The following is a 21,739-nucleotide window of genomic DNA, read 5'->3' as shown; positions in this document are numbered from 1 at the left end:
GGTTGCTAGGGCGGTCGGTTGCTAGGGCGGTCGGTTGCTGGAGCTAGTCGGGGGCTAACTCGGCCATTGCTGGAAACCTGAAAAGCGTCCGTGCCACCTTAAGGTGACTCGGACGCTTTATTCAATCTTGAGACTCCGGCCATTCGGCCGATTCTCGGGAATCCAAGGCACTCCTCTGCCTTGGATTCGGCCCTTTGGCCGAGATCCGGCCCATCCAAGGCACTTTTCTGCCTTGGTTCCGGCCCCTTCGGCCGAGATCCGCATATCCAAGGCACTTTTCTGCCTTGGATTCGGCCATCCAGCCGAGATCCGCCCATCCAAGGCACTTTTCTGCCTTGGTTCCGGCCCCTTCGGCCGAGATCCGCCCATCCAAGGCACTTTTCTGCCTTGAATTCGGCCATTCAGCCGGGATCAGGCCCATCCAAGGCACTTTTCTGCCTTGGTTCCGGCCCCTTCGGCCGAGATCCGCCCATCCAAGGCACTTTTCTGCCTTGGATTCGGCCATCTAGCCGGGATCCGCCCATCCAAGGCACTTTTCTGCCTTGGATTCGGCTATCCAGCCGAGATCCGGCCCATCCAAGGCACTTTTCTGCCTTGGATTAGGCCTCGGGCCGCTGCGCCCCCCGGTCGTGTCGGCCGCCGCGCCCCCAGCCGACCCGGCCCGCTACACCGCCCGCCGGCGGAAATGCAGCCAGCCGGCGGCAAGGAACAAGGCGAAGCTGCCGCCGATGACGAGGAACAGCGACTCGGCGGGGACGTTGAATGCGCCGAAGCCTTCCTCCGATCGCGGCATCATCGCGAGCAGCGGCTGTGCCCACGGGTACCAGGGGGCGAACCGCTCGGAGTTTACGACGAGCATGTTGGGCAGCGTGAACACGGTGCCCAGCACGAGCGGAGCCGCGAAGCTGGACCACGCGAACGAAGCCCACAGCTGCAGCGCTGCTAGCGGCAGGCAGGCGACCCAGCCGCCGAGCAGCGCCCGGCCGAGCTCGGCCCACGGCACGCCGCCGTCCATGCCTCGCAGCAGGCCGCCGGCGAGCAGCGCCGCTCCGAGCAGCAGCTGCAGCAAGGCGACAAGCCCGGCCAGCGCGGCCAGCTTGGACAAATAGACCGCGCCTGGGCGAACCGGCAGCGCGAGCAGCTGCTTCCAGCCGCCCGAGGCATGCTCGAAGCGGCACAGCAGCGCCGCAAAGATGCCGACGAGCAGCGGCAGGAACATCAGTCCGTGCACATTGGCGCTGATGATGTACGCCTCCATCCAGCCCGCTCCGCCGATCGCCTCCAGCGGGGCTTTCCAGGCGACGGCGAAGGCGATCAGCGGGCTGACCGGCAGCAGCAGCCAGACGATGGAGCGGCGCAGCTTGAGCCATTCGGCCGACAGCAGTCTCCTCATGACGGCTCACGCCCCTCTCCCGTCCATTCGGCCGACAGCAGTCTCCTCATGACGGCTCACGCCCCCTCTCCCGTCCATTCGGCCGACAGCAGTCTCCTCATGACGGCTCACGCCCCTCTCCCGTCCATTCGGCCGACAGCAATCTCCTCATGCCGGCACGCCCCTCTCCCGTCCATTCGGCCGACAGCAGTCTTCTCATGCCGACACACGCCCCTCTCGCATCCAGTCGGCCGACAGCGGCCTTCTCCTGCCCCAACGCTGCTTTCTTCCCGACAGCAGCAGCCTCATGTCAGCTCACATCCTTCCGCGTAAAATGCATGCAGCCGGCCGCGAGCAGCAGCAAGCCTCCGCCCAGCCCCGCCGCTGCCGCACGCAGCGCGGTCTCCGCCTTCAGCGCGAGCCACGGCCAGTTGTACGGAACCCAGTCCGGCAGCAGCATGCCGAACAGGCTGACGACCATGCCGAGCACCCCGATCGTCATCGGCACCGCCTGGTTGCCGATGGCGAGCGACAGCCCGATCTGCAGCGCGACGAACGGCATCGCCGCCGCATACGGCGCATACGACTGCCGCAGCAGATCGGGCCAAGGCAGCTCCTGCAGGCTGAATCCAAGCACGGCGCCAAACGCCAGCGTAAAGACGGCCAGCAGCGTGCATGACAGCAGCAGGAGCAGCAGCGTGAGCAGCGTCTTGGCCGCGAACACCTGCAGCCGCGTCAGCGGCAGCGCCAGCAGCTGCTTCCAGCCGCCTGCCGCATGCTCGACGCCCGCGGACAGCGAGGCGACGAGCGCCAACCCGATGAACAGCGCCGGCAGCATCAGGCCGGTCGTCGCTTGGAGCAGCCCGCCCCACGGATCGTCCGCATTCTGCTTCATCACGTAGTCATAGCGGAGCCCATAGTTGACGGCCTGCAGCAGGACGACGCCGAGCGGGCCGATGACCGCCAGCGCCAGGATCCATTTCCGCTTCAGCTTGAGCCATTCGGCCGCTATCGCCCGCGCCAGCATCAGAGGCTCCCCCCTGTGCCCGTCATCTCCAGAAACACGCTCTCCAGCGACGAGCGCTCCTCCTCGACGCGGTAGACGGCATGCCGCTCCCGCACGAGCTCCGCCACGATCGCCGCGATGTCGCGGTCGTCGCCGCCCGGCACGGTCAAGCCGCGCTCGTCGCGCCGCGCCTCCCAGCCTTGCTCGAGCAGCCGCTTCCAGGCGGCCTCCGGCTCGCTGACGGCAAGGCGGATGCGGCCGGCCGTGCGCCGCTTCAGCTGCTCGATGCGATCCTGGTACACCAGGCTGCCGCTCGTGATGATGCCGACGCGGGTCGCCATCTGCTCGACCTCGGACAGCAGGTGGCTCGACAGCAGGATCGTGACTCCGCGCTGCTGCGGCAGGCTTTTGATCAGCTCGCGGATTTCCTGGATGCCGGCCGGATCGAGGCCGTTCGTCGGCTCGTCCAGAACGAGCAGCCGCGGATGCCCGAGCAGAGCGGCGGCGATGCCGAGCCTTTGCTTCATGCCGAGCGAGTAGCCCTTCACGAGGCGGTTCGCATCCTTTTCCAGCCGCACGATGCCGAGCGCCTCCGCGATCCGCTCCTGCGGCGCGTCCAGCAGCCGGCGTACGACCTCCAGATTTTCCCGGCCCGTCAGATGGCCGTAGTACGACGGGTATTCGACGAGCGAGCCCACCTGGCGCAAAATGTCGAGCCGGTTCTTCGCCAAATCCTTGCCGAATACGGTCACGCGGCCGCGCGTCGGCTTGGCGAGGCCGAGCAGCATGCGGATGGTCGTCGTCTTGCCCGCGCCGTTCGGCCCGAGAAAGCCGTAAATGTCTCCTTCGCCGATTCGGAGCTCCACATCCCGCACGACGGCCTTGCCGCCAAGCTTCTTCGTCAGGCCGCTCGTCTCGAGCAGCCAGGGCTGGCGCCCCTCTTGGCCGAGGGGCTGGCCGATGCCATGATTCATGTCCATCACCTCTGACCTCATCGTAACGGACCGAGGTTAAATCCCGGGGAGGAAGCCGGTTAAAATACGGTTAAAACGCGAAGCCGCTACCCGAGATTGATTTCGCGGATCTTCTCCAGCGGCACCTTGGGCCGGCGGTCCTCGGTCAGCAGCCCGTTGACCTCCTGCTGCACGTCGGTGATCTGCGTATAGCAGTAGCCGACGATGTAGTCCGTCGCGCGGATCGCCTCGTGGATGCTGCGGAAGCGCTCGAGGAAGCTTTCCTCGCTGCCCGCCTGGCTGCCGTAGCCCCAGCCCTTCTCGGAGCGGAAGGCGATGCCGCCGAACTCGCTGACGATGACCGGCTGGCCCCGGTACGCATAGCCGTCCGCGAAGGCGTATTTCGACTTGTTGAAGCTGATGCCGTTGCCGACGATATCGTCCTTGGCCGCGTAGCGGCGAAGGAACTCCTCCCCGCGCTCGACGTAGTCGTGCAGCGTCAGAATATCCGATACGGTGTGCTCCCAGCCGTCGTTGGCGACGACCGGACGATGCGGATCGAACGCCTTGGTCAAGTGGTAGATCGCCTCGGTGAACTTCTGCTGGCGCTCGTCCTTGAGGATGTTCGGGACGCCCCACGACTCGTTGAACGGCACCCAGGCGACGATCGACGGGTGGTTGTACTGCTGCCGGACGACCTCCATCCACTCGCGCGTGAACCACTCCACCGCCTGGTCGCTGAACTCGAACGTGGCCGCCATCTCCGACCAGACGAGCACGCCCTTCACGTCGCACCAGTAGAGGAAGCGCGCATCCTCCACCTTCATATGCTTGCGCACGCCGTTGTAGCCCATCTCGAGCAGCTTGCCGATATCCTCGAGGATCGCCTCCTCCGACGGTGGCGTCAGATGGGTGTCCGGCCAGTAGCCCTGATCGAGGACGAGGCGCTGGTAGAGCGGCACGTTGTTGAGCAGCACCTGCCCCTTTTCGATCGAGATCTTGCGCATGCCGAAATAGGAAAGCGTGCGGTCCGCCTCGCGGCCGTCCTCGTACAGGATGAACTCTACGTCGTACAGGCTCGGATGCGCCGGCGACCAATGGCTCTGCATCCACGGGCCGCTCGCCTCGTGGACGAGATCGAGCTCCAGCTGCAGCCGCGGCCGGTCGAGGACGAGGCTCGCCTTTTTGACCGTCTGCCCCCGCAGCGTGACGATCGTCTCCAGCCGCAGCTCGCTTCCCGCACGCAGCCCCGCCACCTCGTACTCGAAGCGGACGGTGCGGGCGTCGAGATCGGGCGTCGTCTTGACCGCAGCCAGATGGGCCGGCTCGACGAACTCCATCCATACCGTCTGCCAGATGCCCGTCGTCTGCACATAGAAGCATTCGAAGCTGTCCTGCACCCAGCGCTGCTTGCCGCGCGGCTGCGTCGCGTCGAGGCTGTCCTCGACCTTGACGGTCAGCGTATTCTCCTCCCCGAAGGCGAGCCAAGGCGTGATGTCGAACTTGAACGCCGCATAGCCGCCTTCATGCTGGCCGACATAATGGCCGTTGACCCACAGCTTCGCCCGGTAATCGACCGCCTGGAAATGCAGCAGCGCGCGCTTGCCCTCCGCCTCGGCGGGGATGTCCACGGCACGGCTGTACCAGACCTGCGCGTGATGCTCCTCCTGGCCGATGCCGCTCGCCTTGGTCTCATAGGTGAACGGCACCTGGATGCCGAGCCGGCCCCCGAACTGCCGCGGCCACCCGAGCCTCTCCCCCTCGTCGGCGTCGTCGAAGCCGAACCGCCATTCGCCGTTCAGATTGATCCAGCCGCTCCGGACCAGCTGCGGCCGGGGGTAGTCCTTGATGTAGCTTTTCGTCGTCATGATCGCTTCTCGCGCTCCTTTGCCGTCCCGATGCGGGACCGAGGAATACAACCGTTATTATGTTTTATTCCATTTTATTTGTTTTCCTTGTGACTATAGCCTCTCTATCTTCTTCATGTCAACGCTTTCCTTCGCCTATATCGGATCGATTCACGATGGGGACAGGCTTTCCGAGAGAGTGCTCGTCGGAAGCCGGCGAGTTCCGATCTTCCTGCCCGCTGCCGAATATTCCCTATAAATAGCGGCTTCAAGGCCCTATCCTCCCGCTATATGGGAACATTCATCATTTATTCCATAAAATCGAAAATAGTTCTTTCGATTTTCCAGCCGATTTGCTATACTCCGGAATTGCAAGCGCTATCAAGCGACTTTGCCGGAGGGGAGGAGATGCCGGGCGACAGGCCCGATGCCCTAGGGAAGGCAAGCTTTTGCTTTTATCCGCTCAAAGGAGATGATCGTTCATGAAATGGAAGCCTCTGCTGCTCGCCGCCGCTGCCTTCGTGCTGCTCCCTTCCGCCGCGGGAGCCTACAGCAACCCCTTCTCGCTGCCCTCCTCCTGGCATTGGGCCAACGGGGATTTCTACGGCGAGGGCGATCCGTACCTCCTGAAGTTCAACGGCGTCTACTACCTCTATGTCAGCACGGTCGACGACCAGACCGGCGTGAAGGTATGGTCGTCGACCAACCTGGTCGACTGGACCTACCGCGGATTGTGCGCGACCGACCCGCTCACGAAGGGCGCCTACGCGCCGGAGGTCGTCTACTGGAACGGCCTGTTCTACATGTACACGTCCCCGGCCGGCCACGGCCACTACGTGCTGTCGAGCCCGAGCCCGCTCGGACCGTTCACCGTGCAGACGAGCAATCTCGGCATGGGCATCGACGGCCACGTCTTCATCGACGACGACGGCCGCTGGTATTTCTACTCGACGGGAGCCGACCGGATCGACGTCCGGCCGATGAGCTCGCCGCTCTCCTTCGGCGCGCCGGTGTCCGCCGGGTTCTCGATGGCCGGCTGGACGGAGGGACCGACGACGTTCAAGCGGGGCGGAACCTACTACATGACCTATACCGGCAACCACGTCTGGAGCACCGCCTACCGCGTCGACTATGCGGCCGGCTCGAGCCCGACGACCGGCTTCGTCCCTGCCGCAGGCCAAAATCCCGTGCTCATCCGCACGGAAGGAAGCAACGTCGGCCTCGGCCACAGCTCCATGGTGAAAGGTCCCGATCTCGACTCCGACTACATGGTGTACCACAGCCATGCCTCGCAGGGCAACGCCACGTATCCCGGCCGCAAGATGAACCTCGACCGCGTCGCCTGGAACGGCGGCCGGATGACCGTGCTCGGCCCGACGGCCGGCGCCCAGCCGAATCCGGCCGGACCGACGTTCGAGGACCGGTTCGCGCGGACGGCGATCGGCTCCGGCTGGACCAACGTCGGCGGCGGAACCTGGGGCATCTACAACCAGGAGCTGATGTGGCAGGACACGATCGGCACCTCCGTCTGGCATCGCCAGGTGACGGCCGCCTCGACCGAGTCCGACTATACGGCCGAATTCCATGCCAAGCAGATGAAGATGGGCACGAGCGCCAATCCGCTGTATGGAGCGGTGTTCTCCTATACGGACGAGAACAGCTACGGCACCGCCGTGCTGAACCGCAAGCTGAACCGGCTCGAGACGAATTTCGTCGTCGGCGGCGTCTCGCAGGGCTGGCAATACTCGGCATTGCCCGCTGGATACGACTATACGAAGTGGCATCAGATCCGCGTGGAGAAGCGCGGCTCGGCCTTTTCCATCTATGTGGACGGCATGAAAAAGCAGACGCGCGCTGTCGGCGGGCTCGGCGGCGGCCGGATCGGCTACTCGACGCTCGACGCCCACGCCGACTTCGGCTACACGGCGTTCAGCAACGACGTCGAGGGCAGCAGCGTCTGGAACGCCTACAAGCCGCTGCCGGGCACGATCGAGGCGGTCCATTACCGCAAGGGCGGGGAGAGCGTCGGCTACCATGACCTGACGGCCGGCAATACCGGCGGCGCCTATCGGAGCGACGGCGTCGACATCCGTTCCTCCGCGGCCGAGGGCAAGGAGGTCGTCGGCTGGAACCAGCCGGGAGAATGGCTCACGTACCGGGTCAACGTCGCCGAGACCGGCCTGTACGACGTGAGCGCCCGCATCGCCACGACATTCCCTTCCGTTGGCTTCCGCATCTGGGATGGCGCGGCCGACCTGACCGGCGTCGTGCAGTCGAGCGGCAGCGGCGACTGGGAGAAGTGGATCAACGTCGCCAAGAAGGGGCTTTACCTGACGGCGGGCTACCATGAGCTGAGGGTCGAGACGGTGCAGGGCGAGTTCGACTTCAGCAGCCTGACGTTCGAGCGGGGGCAGGCTCCGAGCGTATTTACGGACGACTTTGGCGACGGCAACGACAACGGCTGGACGCGCTTCGAGGGCGGCTGGTCGGTCGCAGGCGGGGAGCTGGCTGCGGCGGGAAGCGGCTTTGCCAAGACGGTCGTCGGCTCCTCGCTGTGGTCGGACTACTCCGTCGAGGCGGACATCAAGCTGGTCGGCACGACCGGCGACGCCGGCATCCTGACGCGGGTGAACAACCCGTCGAACGGCACCGTTCTGGCGAACAACCCGGACTATGTGCAAGGGTACTACGCCTTCCTGAAGCCGGACGGAGTCTATCTCGGCAAAATGAACTACGGCTGGCAGCAGCTCGCTTACGCGCCGCTGCCGATCGCCTCGGGAGCCTGGCAGAAGATGAAGGTGTCTGTCAGCGGGCCTGTCATCCGCGTCTACGTCGGCGACATGAACGCGCCGAAGCTGACCTACGCGGACAACAGCCCGTCCCCCTTCCTGCACGGCAAGGCCGGGCTGCGCTCGATGTACAACGAGACTCGCTTCGACAACGTCAAGGTGACGCCGTAGGGGCGAGTTCGCGCCGGTTGCCGGCGAAGGCTCGGAGCAATCCTTCTCCGTAGAAAAAAGCCCGACCGGGATTGCGTCATCCCGGTCGGGCTGTTCAGGTTTTGGAGCGCTTGAGCGTCAGCGTTGCTAGGCGCCTGTCCGCAGGTTCGGCGTGGGGATGCGAAGGCCGTCTCTCTTGCGGACAGAGCCGGGCCGAGGCTCCTCCCGCCTCAGGGCTGATCTGCGCCTCGATCCGCCGAGCCGCCGGCGGCCGAGTCCGCGCCAGCCCGCTCCGCCGGCCGGATCTCCACGACCGTTCCCTCCGGCGAAGACCGGACCGTGCGGCTGAGCCCCTGCTCGCGCAGCATCAGCTCCGCGATCGCCAGCCCGAGGCCGCTGCCCTTGGCCGCGGACGGAGCGTCCATGCCGGGGCCGCGATCCTCGACGCGGAGCGTGCCGCCCGCCTCCGGCGACAGGCGCACGGCGCTCCAGCCCCCGGCGGCGGCGTGGCGCAGCACGTTGAGCAGCAGGTTGTCGAGCACGCGCTCCAGCCAGCGCGGATCGGCGGTCCACCAGAGCGGCTCCTCGGGCAGATCCGACTCCAGCTCGAGGCCGGCCTGCTCGAACGCCGGGTACCAGGCGGCCAGCTGCGTGCGGACGAGCCGGGCGGCGTCGAGCCGCTCGGGACGGTACGGATATTTGCCCGCGGACAGCAGGTTGTAGGAAAAGAGGTTCTCCATCATCTCCGAGAGATAATCGAGCTTGCCCGTCATGAGCGACAGCGACTCGCGGCCGGAAGGTCCGAGCGGCTCCTTGGCCAGCGTATGCGCATGGGCCCGCAGCACGGTGAGCGGCGTGCGCAGGTCATGGGAGAGGCGGGCGATGAGATCCCGCCGCAGCTCCTCCTCCTGCCGCTCGCGGCGGCGGGCGTCCTCGAGCTGGCGCACCATGCCGTTGAAGCTGCCCTCGAGCCTTCCGATCTCGTCGGCGCCCGACAGCTCGACCGGCTCCGGCAGGCCGCCGGCCGACGGGCGCTCCATCGCGGCCTGCAGTCGCACGAGGCGGCGGCGGATGCGCAGGAAGAACAGCATCGACACGAGCAGGAACAGGCCGAGCATGAGCAGCACGCCGCCCGCGTATACGCCGCCGCTCACGCGGTCCATCCGCTGCGAGTAGGGCAGCGTCAAATAGCGCGGCACCTCCATCGCGATGAAGCCCTCCGTGCGCGAGGAGCCGACGAAGCTGACGACCGTGAAGCGGTCGCCGCTCACCGCATCCTTCATATATTCGACCGTATAGGCCGCGGACCAGACGGACGGCAAGTCCTTGCGCGCCGGCATGACGTCCCGCAGCCGGCCCTCCGCATCGACGCGAAAAATATAGGTGCGGGGGTAGCGCTCCTTCCAGGCCGCCATGCGGGCGGCCGCTTCAGCGGGACTTTCCCCGCCCATCGCGGCCGCCTCCGCCTCCCACGCGAGGCGCAGCTTCGTCGTGTCCGAATAGATCGACGGCTCGTCCCGCGGCCATAGCCAGCCGAGCGACGTCATCGTCACGACGCCGACGAGCATGAGCAGCAGCGGCAGCAGGATGATCGCCGACAGCACGATGCCGCCGTAGCGCAGGAGCAGCGACGGCCGGCGGAGTCGGCGGAGCAGGCGGCGGGGCGATGGCAGGCGGCTCACGACGGCCTCGCCCGGTAGCCGATGCCGCGCACCGTCTCGATCAGCGACGGGTTGGCGGGGTCCTTTTCAATGCGCTCGCGCAAGTAGCGGATATGCACCATGACCGTCTTGTCCCCCTCGAGGTAGGGCTCGCCCCATACCGACTCGTAGATCTGCTCCTTCGTCAGGATGCGTCCGGGGTGGCGCAGCAGGAAAAGCAGAATCTGCAGCTGCTTCGGCGTCAGCGCGATCTCCTCCCCGCTCTCTCCGTCGGTGACGGTCAGCTCGCGCGGGCGGACGAGCAGATGCCCGAGACGCACCGGCTGGTCCTCGCCCTTGCCGAAGCGGCGCAGCAGCACCTCGATGCGGGCGGCCAGCTCCTCCGGATGGAACGGCTTCGTCATGTAATCGTCGGCGAAGCGCAGTCCCTGCAGCTTGTCCTCGACAGCCGAGCGGGCGGACAGCATGAGGATCGGCAGGCCGGGGCAGCCTCGCTTGAGCTTCTGTCCGACCGTGAAGCCGTCCAGTCCCGGCAGCATCACGTCGAGGATCGCCATGTCGGCCGTCTCCGCGAGCGCCTCCGCTCCTTCGCCGCTCTGCCGCCACTCCACCTCGTAGCCGCGCTCCCGCAGATCGCGCGACAGCCAGCCGCCGATTTCCGGATCGTCCTCGATGTACAGCAGCCTCGCTTTTCCGTTCATGCGCCGCCTCCTCCGCTTCCCTGTGTTCGAGCCGCTAGCTGATCCTTTCATCATAGTCTTTCCCGAAGGCCGCGCGGTAGTTAAATTTCGTTTAAAAGGACCAACAAAAAAACCACGGCTGCTTTCGCTTTCACCATGGTTTCGAGGATCAAGAGGATTGAATCGGATGGTCTGCTTTTTTAAGTAGAGAATGAATGCCGCTTATAAAAACTTGAAAGCTGCGGGATTTGTTGTCGTCCACGCTTAAGAACGGCGAAATCGCCCTTGATCCAGCAAGCTTGCGATAAGGAACCAATTTCCCTAATTCTTGGGCAGGATTGGCTAATCGATCAGGATCGCGATACTTAGCCTTTTCTTGAAGCTCGGATAAGCCTTCTTGTGAAAATGCTTTTTCGACAGCCTGAAGATCGCCCAGAAACCACGATTCCAGCTCATGGCAGACGATACGAACCAATGTATCTGGCCTGCCTCCCTTTTCGCATAGCGATTTCAAGCGGTTCTTTATTTCCATGCAATCCCCCGTGTCCTTGTCGCGCAAAATGACAAAGTACGTATGCGGCGTACGAAAGGCTTTCAGCTTGATCGGAATCGACTTTTCCAAATCCGATTTCCCCTCATGCTTGATCGTCATGAATGCTACCTGAGGAGGGATCACTTTAGGGAGAAGCTCATCGAGCGCAGCTTTCATTGAAATCTCTTCTAAGAGGAAGATAAGCATCATTGGAGAGGACCCGCTCCTTGAAAAAAGCCTTGCTTCCAGAGATATCCCGGAAGATCGCCTTCTCGAACCAAATTACGAAGAATTTCCACATCGCCAGCCCGACTGACGTGACTGAATCCCTCTTGCTTGGTCAGCCAGAAAAGCTCATTCAGAGCAATGCCGTTCACAAAATCTGGAGAGTGTGTCGAAATAAATACCTGTCCTCCCTCTTCGGTATAGGAGCGGAACTCTTCGGCAAGTTCATATAACAAGTCTGGATGCAGCTGATTTTCCGGCTCTTCAATACAAAGCAGCGGATGGGGCTTCGGATCATTCAAAAGCACTAAATAAGCAAACATTTTAATCGTGCCATCCGACACATAACGCGCAATGAAAGGATCCTTGAAGGAACCATCCTGAAATTTCAGCACGATCCGGCCATCTTCCGTCTCCGTAGATTCAACCGAACTTACTCCAGGCACTCTTTCTTCCATTTTGCGTAAAATCGCATTGAATTTTTCACGGTGATGCTCGTAGAGGAATTTGGCCACGAGCGGAAGGTTCTCCCCTGTCGTCGAAAGATGCTCCGCGTACCCGGCATCCTGGCTGGAACGTGCCGCATAGATGTGAAAATCAGAAACATGCCAGCCTTCAATCAGCCTTCGAAATGCAGCCACCTGCTTGAATTTTTGAAACTGGCCTAACCCCTTTATCGCTAAAATATCTGGGGAGTCTAGTTTTTGCTCTTCTCTTTTTTCCTCCACGCCTGATTGTCCATACTCATCTTCATTGATAATTGCCGTTCCTGAGCCTCTAGAGAAATCCAGGAAATGCCATGGCCTTCCATGCTTGCCTCGACGATACTTTAAAAGTTCTTTGCTGACAATGGGAAGCCCACGTTCGTCCAGATCAATGTGAAGCTCATAAGTAACAAGAGGCTCTTCCGGGTCAGGCCTGAATTTGATTTCAAATTCAATCGGTCCCTTTTCGCCTCGCGAAATGACTTCCTTGAACCCGCCTCGTTTGGTAAGCGCCGCACGGACATTGTCCACCAGAGAATCATGTAAAAATCCAAAAGCATCAAACAAAGTCGATTTCCCCGACCCATTTGCTCCCAGGAAAACAACCATATTAGGCAAATCCGTTAATTTCAAATCTTTGAACACTTTATAGTTTTTTAATCTTAAGCCTTCGATATGCATCGCTTCACCCTCAATAATGGAATTGATGTCCTTTATCTGTTTCTAGTATATACGTCGATCGGATGACATACTCCTGCCTCCTTCATGCTAGAGACAGAAATACGGCCTCCCCTGTTTAAAGGGAGGCCGCAACGGAATATCACCTTTTAGCCGCGGTTCGCCCGCAGGTCGATCAGCCCGATCAGCGCCGCGGCCGCTTGGGCGCGCGTCACCGGCTGGGCCGGAGCGAACTGGCCGCCGCCGATGCCGTTCATGAGGCCGGCGTCTTGCACGGCCGCCACGTACGGCTTCGCCCAGGCCGGAATCTTCGCCGCATCGGCGAAGTCCGGCTTGGCGCCGGCCGGCGTCTGCAGCCCGGCGGCGCGGGCCAGGACGGCGGCGAGCTCGGCGCGCGTCAACGCGCGCTGCGGCCCGAACGTGCCGTCCGCGTAGCCGCCGATGATGCCGGCCGCTGCCGCTTGGGCGGCATAGCCGCGGGCATACGCCGGAATTTTCGCCGCATCGGCGAAGCTGTCCGCGCGGCCGCCGTCCGGCCAGCCGAGGGCGCGGCCGAGCATCGTCGCCAGCTCGGCGCGGCTCACGCCGGCGTCCGGGCGGAAGCGGCCGTCCGCGTCGCCCGTCACGATGCCGAGCGCTGCCGCGCGGCCGATCGCGCCGACCGCCCAGTGGCCCGGCTCGACGTCGCTGAACTTCGGCGCAGGACTTGCGCTTGGAGCCGGGCTGGCGCTCGGCGTCGGCGACGGAGCCGCGCTCGGCGAAGGACTCGCCGTCGGGCTCGCGCTTGGCGTCGGCGTCGCGATCGGTCCCGGCCCGGTGCCCGTACCCGGCGTCGGCTCGGCGCTCGGCGTCGGTGTCGGGCTTGTCGTCGGCTTCGGCGTCGGCGTTGCGCCGCCCTTCGCCGCGAAGCTCCAGATGTCGGAGCGCGCATAGCCGCTATGCTCGTCGCGGGCGACGGCATACCATTGATGCAGCCCGTCCGCCAGACCGGTCCATACCGCGCGCGCGACAGCGCCGCTCGCGGCCTTTTGCACGGAGCCGATCGGCGTCTGCGTGTACACGCTCGCGGTCATCGAGTCGGTCGCGACCCGCTTGACCATCGGGGCCAGGTTCAGTTCGAGGCTGAACTCGTCCTTGCCAGGATGCACGTCGGCATCGTAGTAGTTGTAGTCGTCGAGATACGGCGAGTACGTCTTGATGTCCACGCGGTTCGCCGCGAGGTTGAACTGCATCAGCCGGATGTAGCCGAGGCCGCCCATCTCCGCGCCCTGGTAGTCCGCGAGCATCTGGTACACCTTGCGGTCCGGCACGCCGTCGCCGTTGTCGTCGATCTCGTCGATCTTCGTCTCGGCGTCATGGTAGTGGCCCGACAGCACGGCGAACACGTTTTTGTTCTTCGTCACGACATGCTCGTAGATCTCGTCGGCGATCGGAGCGCGGTTGCCGGAGACGAGCAGGTACTCGTGGAAGGCGAGAATCGCCTTGCGTTCCGGATATTGCTTCAGCACGCCGTCGATCCACTGGATCTGCTCCTCGCCGATGCCCCAGCCCATGTAGACGATGATGAAGTCCTGGCCGCCGGCGGAGATCAGGTCGTAGTGGCCGCGGTTGTTCTCGTAGGAGCCGCCGTAGTACGGCTTGTCCTTGAAGCGGTCCTCGCCGTAATGCTTCCCGTACTCCGTATAGTCGCCGGTCTGGTGGCCGACGTCATGGTTGCCCGCCAGCACGCCGTACGGCATGCCCGCGTCGTCGAACGGCTTCATCGCCCGCTGGGCGTTGTCCCACTGCTCGGGCTTGTACGACTTGTCCACGATGTCGCCGGTATGGATGACATACTGGATGTCCATCGCATCGCGGTTGTCCAGCACCCACTTCGTATTGCCCTCATAGATGAAAGGCCAGCTCTCGGAATAATACTGCGTATCCGACATCCAGACGAAGGAGAAGTCATAGCCCCGCCCCGAGGCGGCGGTGGCGGCAGCTCCGCCCTCCTGCCCGTCGCCGCCTGCGGCTGCCGGAGCGGCAGCGATCTCGTCCTGCACGAGCGCGTGCACGACTCCGTCCACGGCGTAGGCGCCTGCCTCCACCGAGGCGCTCAGCTCGAACGGCCCCTCGTCCGCCGGCACGTTCTGCGCCAGCCGCTCCCACTTGGCTGCGGACGCGCTCCAGGCGTACAGCGTCACCTTGCGGCCCGCGAGCGAGCTTCCCTTCCACTCCAGACGGACCTCGTCCTGCGGCTTCACCGCCGCGTCCAGCTTGATCTCGAAGCGGTGGTACGGGAAAGCGTCCGTGGCGTCGTTCACCAGCTTGTCCCCGTCTGCCGACGCGATGCGGGCGTATTCGGCCGCCGTCAGCTCGCGCTCGCCTTCCGGCCGCAGCACCGGCGGCGGCTCGACGGCCGCCTGGCCGGCGTACGCCCGGAACGATTCCTTCCGCTCCGCGCTATGCTTGAAGCCCTCGTAGAAGCCGACGCTCAGCTCGTCGCCCGTCGGGTCGGCGACCCGCACGGCCAGCTCCGCCGAGGAGCCGGAGACGTCCGCGCCTTGCAGCGGAGCGACGAGCTCCGGCGCCAGCGGGTTCTCGTCCGGCACGAGGAAGCGGACCGTCCGCTCCGTCCGGTTGCCGGCGTTGTCCTCGGCCGCGATGATGAGGACATGCTCGCCGCCGCCCAGCGCGGAGCTGGTCGCCGCATAAGGCAGCTTCACCGGCTTGCCGTCCAGCGTCGCCGCGACCGAAGCGGCCTTCACGCCGGAGAGCGCATCCGTAATCGCCGCGTCGATCGCGAAGGCGCCGCGGTACGTCCGGCCTTCCTCCACGGTCGGCGCGATGACCGGAGCCGCGTTGTCCACGACGACGCTGCGGGCGAGCGACAAGCCCCCCGGACCCGTCAGGACGATCTCATGCTTGCCGTCCGCCTCCGCCGTCGTATCCCAGGCGTACGTGCGGGAGCGCAGCTGCTCGGCGAGCAGCGGGAACTTGAACTCGATCCCTTCGATCTTGCCTTTGTCGCCCATCTCCAGCACCTTGCTCCGGTCCGCATAAGCCGGATCGTAGATGATCGTGCCGTCCGCCAGGATGAGGCGCACGTTGCGCATCTGGAAGTCGTCCTTGTTTTCCTCCGTGCGGTCGTCGAACGGACCGGACTTGGATCCGACCCGGATCCAGATGCCGTTGTCGCCGGCCTTCAGCCGCTCTTGGCCGATCGGATAGAGCAGCGTGCGCCACGACGGGATCGGATCCATGAATGTATACAGAATCTCTTTGCCGATCGTCACCGCGTTCTTGAAATAGTAGTCGACGCCGCTGACGTCGAACGCCAGATAGGCGTCCTGCTCGAGCGAGGCGTACACGCCCTCCGTCACCGTCTTGCCGTCCAGCGCCAGCTGCAGCTCGCCCGGCGCATGCTGCTCCGCCGTGCCCTTGAGCGTCTGCACGCCCCGGACGAACTGGCCTTCGGCCACGTTCAGGCGCAGCGGCGACTTGTCGCGGCCATCCTTCACCGGCACGCGCACGGCCGGCAGCTCCGTCCGGTTCTGGCCGTCAGAGGCGACCGCCTTGTACTCGACGTAGCTTTTGCCGATCAGATCGGCCGCCGGGATGAGGTAGTGATAGTACGTGTCGTTGTAGTCCTGCGTCAGGTAAAAGCTCGCCCAATCGCTCTTGTCGGTGCGGTACTGGAGCCGGACGGACTTGATGCCGCTCTCGTCCTCCGCCTCGAGCCGGATGTCGAGGTCCTTGGACGCGTCCGCCTCGGCGACGCCGGTGCGGTCGAGCAGCGCCGGCGCAGCCGCGTCGTCGGCCGCATGGACCGGACGGGCGGGCAGCTGCCACGGCTCTACGCTGCCGGGGGTCGACTTGGCCGCGGCCGGGCCGAGATTCAGCATGTCCTTGCCGCCGAGCGTCGGGTAGCGGTATTGGATGCCCTTGTCCGCCTTGACGTCCGCCGCCTCATAGGAAGCGGATGCGATGTCGACATGCGCGTTCGTGCCGATGACGAGCGCACGCGGCGAGCCGTTGGCCATGCCGGCGCTGTGCACGCGGAACAGGTTCTGCCCTTCGACGAGCGAGCTGCCGAAGTTCGCGTTGAACTGGGCGGCCGTCGCCGAGCCGTTGGCCGCATTGATGACCCACAGCACGATGGCGCTCTGCGCCGGAATCGTGACCTGCTCCGGATCGCTCGCCCAGACGACGTCGGCTTCCGGCCCTTTTTCCGGATAGCGGTAGTAGAGCTTGTAATCGCCAAAATCGAGCTCGCGATCCGTATTGTTGTAGATCTCGATGAACTCGTAGCCGTCGGAGCCGCCGATGTTCGCCGTATCCGGCGTCACCTCGGTGACGAGCAGCGGCGGCACGCGGTCGGGATCGGCCTGCGGCAGCTCGACCTGGACCGCGGCGGCAGGAGTCGTGCCCTTGACCCCGCCGTTGTCCGCCTGGATGTAGTAGTACAGCGTCTCCTCGGCGACGGCCGCCGCCGGGATGCTGCCTGCAAACGCGGTGCCGCCGCCGTCCGCAGGGCGCAGCGCCGCGCTCTTGTACACGGACTGGTTGACCGTGCGGTAATAGACGGCCGCTGTCGCCGTCTGGAGCGGCTGGCCGTCGCCGTCCGCCACCTGCGCGACGATCGGCAGCGCTTGTCCGCCCTTGGCGGACGCAGCCGGCTCATGCGCGAGGACCGGCTGGCCCGGCACGACGGGCGGCGGCGGCGCGATCAGCTGGCCCGCCTCGACCGAGCCCGGCGTCGGCACGGCCAGCACGGCGTATTTGCCCTGCTCGGCCGTTCGGGAGGCTTGGTAGTGGACATCGAGAGTCGTCCCGCTGCTGCTGATGTCAGCCTTCAAGTACGCGGCGATCGCCAGGTCCTGGCCTTCGCTCTTGACGACGACGGCGCGGTTGCCGTCGTTGGCGAACGCCGAGAACCCGCCGGTCTGGGCCGGCAGGGAGACGACCTGGCTTTCGGCCAGCTCCGTCTTGTAGAAGGAATTGAAAGCAGCCAGCGCCTTCTTTTCCGTATTGTTCCAGAACACTTTCGTCTCGCCGGGGGCAAGCACGGTATTCGCCGGGAGGCTGAACTTCAGATCCGGCGAGCTGCTGGCCGTATAGCGGTAGTACAGCGCGTCCGTCACATCCTGCGGAGCGGCGCTGACGTTGTGCAGCTCAAAAAATTCATACACGTCGGTCCCGACGTTGTCGGGCACGATCTCCGTCACGATGACCGGCGACAGCGAGCCGCCGTTCGGAGCCGGGGCTGCCGCCGCTTGCGGCAGCGGGCCGGCGACGGGCAGCAGGCCCGCGATCAGGCTCGCGGCGAGTCCGCCGGCGAGCCATTTGCGCCACGGCATGCGCCGCAGGCGGCGCTGCAGGCCGCGCAGGCTGAGCGTCCTGTGCGGCTCAGCCTGCACGGAACGCTGTCCGTCCTGCTGACGGCGGCCGTCCCGCATGGAGCTCTGCCCGTCCTGCTGACGGCGGCCGTCCCGCATGGAGCAAGCGGCGACTGCCGCCGCCTTTTCGCCAGAAGCCTCGCCGATTCGGGAGTCGGTACCTCCGGCGGAAGCCTCCCTATTCCCTGTCATCCATCCCTGCGCCTGGAGCCCTTGGCGCCGCTCTTCCTTCGGCACGTTCCTGTTCCTCCTCTTGTCGCAGCAGGCTTGTCCATCCCGCCCGTCCGCGATCCGATGTCTCTCCATCTCGAACCCAATCTTTACTAGGCTAAAGAACTTTTGTTAGCCGGGCGTCAGAAGCAGATGGAGAAACGGTAAAAGGACGCCGCCCGTTTTTTTCGGGCTGTGGCGTCGGATTCTGGCCTCCCGGTTCCTGCAGTCCGATTTTTTCGGGTTACAGCGTCGGATTTCGGCCTCCCGGCTCCTGCAGCCCGATTTTTTCGGGTTACGGCCTCGGATTCTGGCCTCCCGGCTCCTGCAGCCCGTTTTTTTCGGGTTACGGCGTCGGATTCTGGCCTCCCGGCTCCTGCAGCCCGTTTTTTTCGGGTTACGGCCTCGGATTTCGGCCTCCCGGCTCCTGCAGCCCGTTTTTTTCGGGCTACCGCGTTGGAACTCCCTCCGCAACCGGGACTTTTGGAGTAATTAGATCCACTCCGCACGACCTCGGCCTGTCCCGCGCGTCCAATGGACATCCATTCCCGCATCCAGAAAGGAAGATCAGATTTGATGAACCTCTTCAGCAACCTCTTCGGCCCATCCGCCACCCTCGCGGGCTCCCCGCAGAGCCAGCATCCTGTCCGCGTCGCGGCAGCCGCCCTGCTCGTCGCCTCCCTGCTCGTCGCCTCCCTGCTCGCCGGCAGCGTCGCCGCTCCTTCGTCCGCCGCCGCGCAAGGAGCCGGCTTCGCCGATGTCCCCGCCAAGCATTGGGCCGCCGGCGACATCGCCTGGGCCGTCGCCGCCGGCTTCGCCCAAGGCGACGGCAACGGCCGCTTCCGGCCCTCGGCTGCGCTCAGCGAGCCGGAGTTCCTCGCCCTGGCGGCGCGCGCCTACGGCGCCTCGCCTGCCGCGGGCGCAGCCTCCGGCGCGGCCTGGCACGCGCCGTATTATGCCGCTGCCGCCGCCGAAGGCTGGGCAGCGTTCCATGCCGCGCAGCCGGCCGCCCGCTATACGCGGGGCGAGGCCGCGCGGCTGCTGGCCTCCGTCGCCGGGCGCTCCGGAGGCGAAGCCGACGCCGTGGCCTGGCTGCTCGCGGAAGGCATCGCGAGCGGGCGCACGGCGTCGACGGCTGCCGGCTACGAGAGCGGCAGCACGCTGACCCGCGCGGAGGCGGTCGCCCTCCTCCGCCGCATGCTCCAGGCTTACCCGGCGCAGCCGTCCGCCTCTCCGGCCCCATCCGCTGCGCCTTCGGCTTCGCCTGCTCCTTCGGCCTCGCCGAAGCCATCCGCATCGCCTGCTTCTTCCGCCTCGCCGTCCGCCTCGCCGTCGCCTTCGGCTACGCCGGCTCCGGCGACAGCCGCGGCCGGGCCGCAGCTGCGCGGCATCCAGCTTGGCGACAGCGAAGCGTCGCTGCTGCAAGCGCTCGGAGCTCCGGACCGCAAGGCCCCCGCGCTCGAAGGCTTCACCTGGTACGTCTACAACAAGGACTACAGCCGCTACATGCAGGCTGGCGTGGCCGGCGGCAAGGTCGTCGCCCTCTATTCCGGCTCCCCGGCGTCCTACGAGGACGGCGGCGTCCTACGAGGACGGCGGCGGCCTGTGGAAGACGCTTCGTCCGGGCATGAGCGCCGCCGCGCTCCAGCAGGCTTCCGGTCAGAAGATCGAAGGATCCGCCAAGACGCATAGCTTTGCTTCCGGAGGCATCCGCACGACGTTTTATCTCGATACGCTCGACGAAGGCAAGCTCGACGCCGTGCTCGTCGTTGCCGGCGCCCCTTCCGGTCCCGAGCCGGCCGCCGAGGCGCTCGCTTCCGGTTATGAGCGGCAGGTGTTCGATCTGACCAACGCCTTGCGCGCCAAGCGCGGCCTCCATGCCTTGGCCTGGGACGACACGGCGGCCCTTGCGGCCCGCAAGCATAGCGCCGACATGGCCAAGCGCGATTATTTCAGCCATACCGATCCGGACGGGATCAGCCCGTTCGACCGGATGAAGGCCGAAGGCATCCGCTACGTCGCGGCCGCCGAGAACATCGCCTACGGCTACCGTTCCGCCATCGAGGCGCATAACGGCTGGCTCAATTCCTCTGGCCACCGCAAAGCGATGCTAGCGGAAAGCTACACGAATCTCGGCGTAGGCGTCTACGACTATCGCTATACGCAGAATTTCTACAAGCCGTAAGCCTTCCCGGCCCTGCCACAGACCTTTGCCTCACGCCTTGCCGCAAGCCCTCCCAGGCATTCCGAAGACCCGCCGCCCCGATGGGCCGCGGGTCTTTCCGCTTTCTCCGCTCCTTCGTCCCTCCTTTTTCACTCCTTTTTCCCTCCTTTTTCACTCCTTCATCCCTCCTTCATCCCTCCCTCGTCCCTCCTTCATCCCTCCGTGTTCCCAGCAACGCGCTTCCGCCCGCTCCTCCCCTCCGTCCCGCAAGTCCGCCTCCTCATCCTCCTGCGCCCCGTCCGCCGCTGGCCTCCCCTCCCCCCGGCGAGGTACAATGAAGCATCGGCGGCGAAGCGCCCCGAACGACATACGCAAAGGAACCGCCTTCTATGAATCCGACCGAATCCCGTCCCGGCAAAGGCTCTGCGCCCATCGCCGGCGACTTTCTCTACGTCTATGCCTGCCACGAATCCGAGGCCGAGCTGTGCGCGCTCGAGCTCGCCTGCCTGTTCCCCGGCTTCCTCATGACGCCGGACAGCCGCGCCTTCCGCCATGCCCGCCGCCTCGATCCGAGCCGCAGCCCGTTCCTCAAGCAGCGCCTGGACATCCGCGCCGACGCCGCCTCCGAGCCGGAGCTGCTGGAGTTGGCCGGAGCCGTCCTTTCGCCGGGAGAGCGATTGTTTCGAGCCCGCTATGTGAAAACGGGGGCGCCGGACCAGCATCCCGACCGCCGCCGCCTTGAGCTGGAACGAGCCCTCGGCCTCGCCGTCACCGGCGAGCCGGAGCTCAAGCGGCCGGATGTCGTCTACGGACTCACCCGGCACGAAGGCCGCTGGCTGGCCGGCGAGCTGGCCGAGGCGGAGCCGCTCTGGCTGCGGCATCAGGACAAGCCGCGCCAATATTCCACCGCGCTGCCGACGCGCGCCGCGCGCGCCGCCGTCAACATCGCCGCTCCCGGCGAGCCGGCCGGCAGCTCGCTCGTCGATCCGTGCTGCGGCATCGGCACCGTGCTGCTGGAGGCGCTCTCGCTCGGCTTCTCCTGCCGCGGCAACGACCTCAACCCGCTCGCCGCCGTCGGAGCGCGGGAGAACCTGCGGCATTTCGGCCATGCCGAGGAGCTCGTCTCCATCGGCGACATGCGCGCGCTCGGCGGGGCCTTCGACGCCGCCGTGCTCGACCTGCCGTACAATCTCTGCTCCGTCTCCCCGCCGGAGGAGCAGCTCGGCATGCTGCGCGCGCTGCGCCGGCTGTCCGGTCGCGCCGTCGTCGTCACGACCGAGCCGATCGAGGCGATCGTCCGAGAGGCCGGCTTCCGCATCGAGGCGACCGCGAGGCTGACCAAAGGGCATTTCGTCCGGCTGTTCCATCTTTGCCTCGAAGACGGTTGACAGCCTCCGCCGGCCTTGGTATAGTGATTTCACGAACATACGTACGCTCCAAGCATGCGGAAGCACCGCAGCATTGGGCTCGACTCGAGCCTTTTTGCTGCGGTGCTTTTTGCGTTGACAGACAGGCTCAGCCGCTTGCCGAGCTTGTCTTTCTCGCCAGCGAAGCTGCATCGCCGTCAGAGGACGGCGAATGCCGATTCGCCTTGCAAGGGGCGATTCCA

The 21,739-nt window shown here is 65.1% G+C and carries 13 protein-coding genes; 4 read left to right on the top strand and 9 right to left on the bottom strand.

The features are described 5' to 3' along the window. Window positions 1–664: 664 nt before the first annotated feature. The 4 genes from H582_RS0116525 to H582_RS0116510 all read right to left on the bottom strand — a co-directional run bounded on the left by H582_RS0116525 (window position 665) and on the right by H582_RS0116510 (window position 5,199). Entirely contained in the window at window positions 665–1,393 is a 729-nt protein-coding gene (locus H582_RS0116525) for an ABC transporter permease (protein WP_028599401.1), read from the bottom strand. A gap of 289 nt (window positions 1,394–1,682) precedes the next feature. Continuing rightward, window positions 1,683–2,399: an ABC transporter permease gene (locus H582_RS0116520; protein ID WP_028599400.1), complete on the bottom strand. Its 717-nt coding sequence runs from the start codon at window positions 2,397–2,399 to the stop codon at window positions 1,683–1,685. Then, on the bottom strand, window positions 2,399–3,358 hold the full coding sequence (locus H582_RS0116515; RefSeq protein ID WP_240479037.1) for an ABC transporter ATP-binding protein: 960 nt from the start codon (window positions 3,356–3,358) through the stop codon (window positions 2,399–2,401). Before H582_RS0116515 ends, H582_RS0116520 begins: the two co-directional genes overlap by 1 nt. 80 nt (window positions 3,359–3,438) lie before the next feature. Then, window positions 3,439–5,199 carry a glycoside hydrolase family 2 protein gene (locus H582_RS0116510; RefSeq protein ID WP_028599398.1) on the bottom strand — a complete coding sequence of 587 codons (1,761 nt, stop codon included), beginning with the start codon at window positions 5,197–5,199 and terminating at the stop codon, window positions 3,439–3,441. A gap of 461 nt (window positions 5,200–5,660) precedes the next feature. On the opposite strand from H582_RS0116510, the gene H582_RS0116505 reads away from it, so the two are divergent. Continuing rightward, window positions 5,661–8,138, top strand: coding sequence for a family 43 glycosylhydrolase (locus tag H582_RS0116505; protein WP_028599397.1), 2,478 nt, complete (start codon window positions 5,661–5,663; stop codon window positions 8,136–8,138). A gap of 209 nt (window positions 8,139–8,347) precedes the next feature. On the opposite strand, the gene H582_RS28095 is transcribed toward H582_RS0116505, so the two are convergent. The 5 genes from H582_RS28095 to H582_RS28090 all read right to left on the bottom strand — a co-directional run bounded on the left by H582_RS28095 (window position 8,348) and on the right by H582_RS28090 (window position 17,993). Beyond that, the gene (locus H582_RS28095) at window positions 8,348–9,799 is read right to left on the bottom strand and encodes a HAMP domain-containing sensor histidine kinase (protein ID WP_052333355.1); all 1,452 of its coding nucleotides are present in this window, start codon (window positions 9,797–9,799) and stop codon (window positions 8,348–8,350) included. Then, the gene (locus H582_RS0116495; RefSeq protein WP_028599396.1) at window positions 9,796–10,479 is read right to left on the bottom strand and encodes a response regulator transcription factor; all 684 of its coding nucleotides are present in this window, start codon (window positions 10,477–10,479) and stop codon (window positions 9,796–9,798) included. Before H582_RS0116495 ends, H582_RS28095 begins: the two co-directional genes overlap by 4 nt. 148 nt (window positions 10,480–10,627) lie before the next feature. Further along, window positions 10,628–11,200 carry a DUF4276 family protein gene (locus H582_RS0116490; RefSeq protein ID WP_028599395.1) on the bottom strand — a complete coding sequence of 191 codons (573 nt, stop codon included), beginning with the start codon at window positions 11,198–11,200 and terminating at the stop codon, window positions 10,628–10,630. Continuing rightward, window positions 11,197–12,381 carry an AAA family ATPase gene (locus H582_RS0116485; protein ID WP_028599394.1) on the bottom strand — a complete coding sequence of 395 codons (1,185 nt, stop codon included), beginning with the start codon at window positions 12,379–12,381 and terminating at the stop codon, window positions 11,197–11,199. Before H582_RS0116485 ends, H582_RS0116490 begins: the two co-directional genes overlap by 4 nt. A 146-nt stretch (window positions 12,382–12,527) precedes the next feature. Then, complete coding sequence (locus tag H582_RS28090) at window positions 12,528–17,993, bottom strand: S-layer homology domain-containing protein (protein WP_164820149.1); 5,466 nt, start codon at window positions 17,991–17,993, stop codon at window positions 12,528–12,530. Between the two features lie 549 nt (window positions 17,994–18,542). Between H582_RS28090 and H582_RS0116475 the strand changes: the two genes are divergently transcribed. The 3 genes from H582_RS0116475 (at window position 18,543) to H582_RS0116460 (ending at window position 21,518) form a co-directional block, all read left to right on the top strand. Further along, window positions 18,543–19,658: a CAP-associated domain-containing protein gene (locus H582_RS0116475; RefSeq protein WP_028599393.1), complete on the top strand. Its 1,116-nt coding sequence runs from the start codon at window positions 18,543–18,545 to the stop codon at window positions 19,656–19,658. Beyond that, the gene (locus tag H582_RS0116470; protein ID WP_028599392.1) at window positions 19,594–20,151 is read left to right on the top strand and encodes a CAP domain-containing protein; all 558 of its coding nucleotides are present in this window, start codon (window positions 19,594–19,596) and stop codon (window positions 20,149–20,151) included. Before H582_RS0116475 ends, H582_RS0116470 begins: the two co-directional genes overlap by 65 nt. A gap of 368 nt (window positions 20,152–20,519) precedes the next feature. After that, on the top strand, window positions 20,520–21,518 hold the full coding sequence (locus H582_RS0116460) for a TRM11 family SAM-dependent methyltransferase (protein ID WP_028599390.1): 999 nt from the start codon (window positions 20,520–20,522) through the stop codon (window positions 21,516–21,518). Window positions 21,519–21,739: the final 221 nt, after the last annotated feature.

Origin of the sequence: Paenibacillus pasadenensis DSM 19293, from assembly GCF_000422485.1 — a bacterium.
In the GTDB taxonomy this organism is placed as follows: domain Bacteria; phylum Bacillota; class Bacilli; order Paenibacillales; family Paenibacillaceae; genus Paenibacillus_O; species Paenibacillus_O pasadenensis.
This window is presented reverse-complemented; position numbering and strand designations above follow the sequence as displayed.

Bases quoted from the DNA above. Each gene is read 5' to 3' on its own strand.
- H582_RS0116525 (WP_028599401.1), bottom strand. From the start codon at position 1,393: ATGAGGAGACTGCTGTCGGCCGAATGGCTCAAGCTGCGCCGCTCCATC.
- H582_RS0116520 (WP_028599400.1), bottom strand. From the start codon at position 2,399: ATGCTGGCGCGGGCGATAGCGGCCGAATGGCTCAAGCTGAAGCGGAAA.
- H582_RS0116515 (WP_240479037.1), bottom strand. From the start codon at position 3,358: ATGGACATGAATCATGGCATCGGCCAGCCCCTCGGCCAAGAGGGGCGC.
- H582_RS0116510 (WP_028599398.1), bottom strand. From the start codon at position 5,199: ATGACGACGAAAAGCTACATCAAGGACTACCCCCGGCCGCAGCTGGTC.
- H582_RS0116505 (WP_028599397.1), top strand. From the start codon at position 5,661: ATGAAATGGAAGCCTCTGCTGCTCGCCGCCGCTGCCTTCGTGCTGCTC.
- H582_RS0116495 (WP_028599396.1), bottom strand. From the start codon at position 10,479: ATGAACGGAAAAGCGAGGCTGCTGTACATCGAGGACGATCCGGAAATC.
- H582_RS0116490 (WP_028599395.1), bottom strand. From the start codon at position 11,200: ATGATGCTTATCTTCCTCTTAGAAGAGATTTCAATGAAAGCTGCGCTC.
- H582_RS0116485 (WP_028599394.1), bottom strand. From the start codon at position 12,381: ATGCATATCGAAGGCTTAAGATTAAAAAACTATAAAGTGTTCAAAGAT.
- H582_RS0116475 (WP_028599393.1), top strand. From the start codon at position 18,543: ATGAACCTCTTCAGCAACCTCTTCGGCCCATCCGCCACCCTCGCGGGC.
- H582_RS0116470 (WP_028599392.1), top strand. From the start codon at position 19,594: ATGAGCGCCGCCGCGCTCCAGCAGGCTTCCGGTCAGAAGATCGAAGGA.
- H582_RS0116460 (WP_028599390.1), top strand. From the start codon at position 20,520: ATGAATCCGACCGAATCCCGTCCCGGCAAAGGCTCTGCGCCCATCGCC.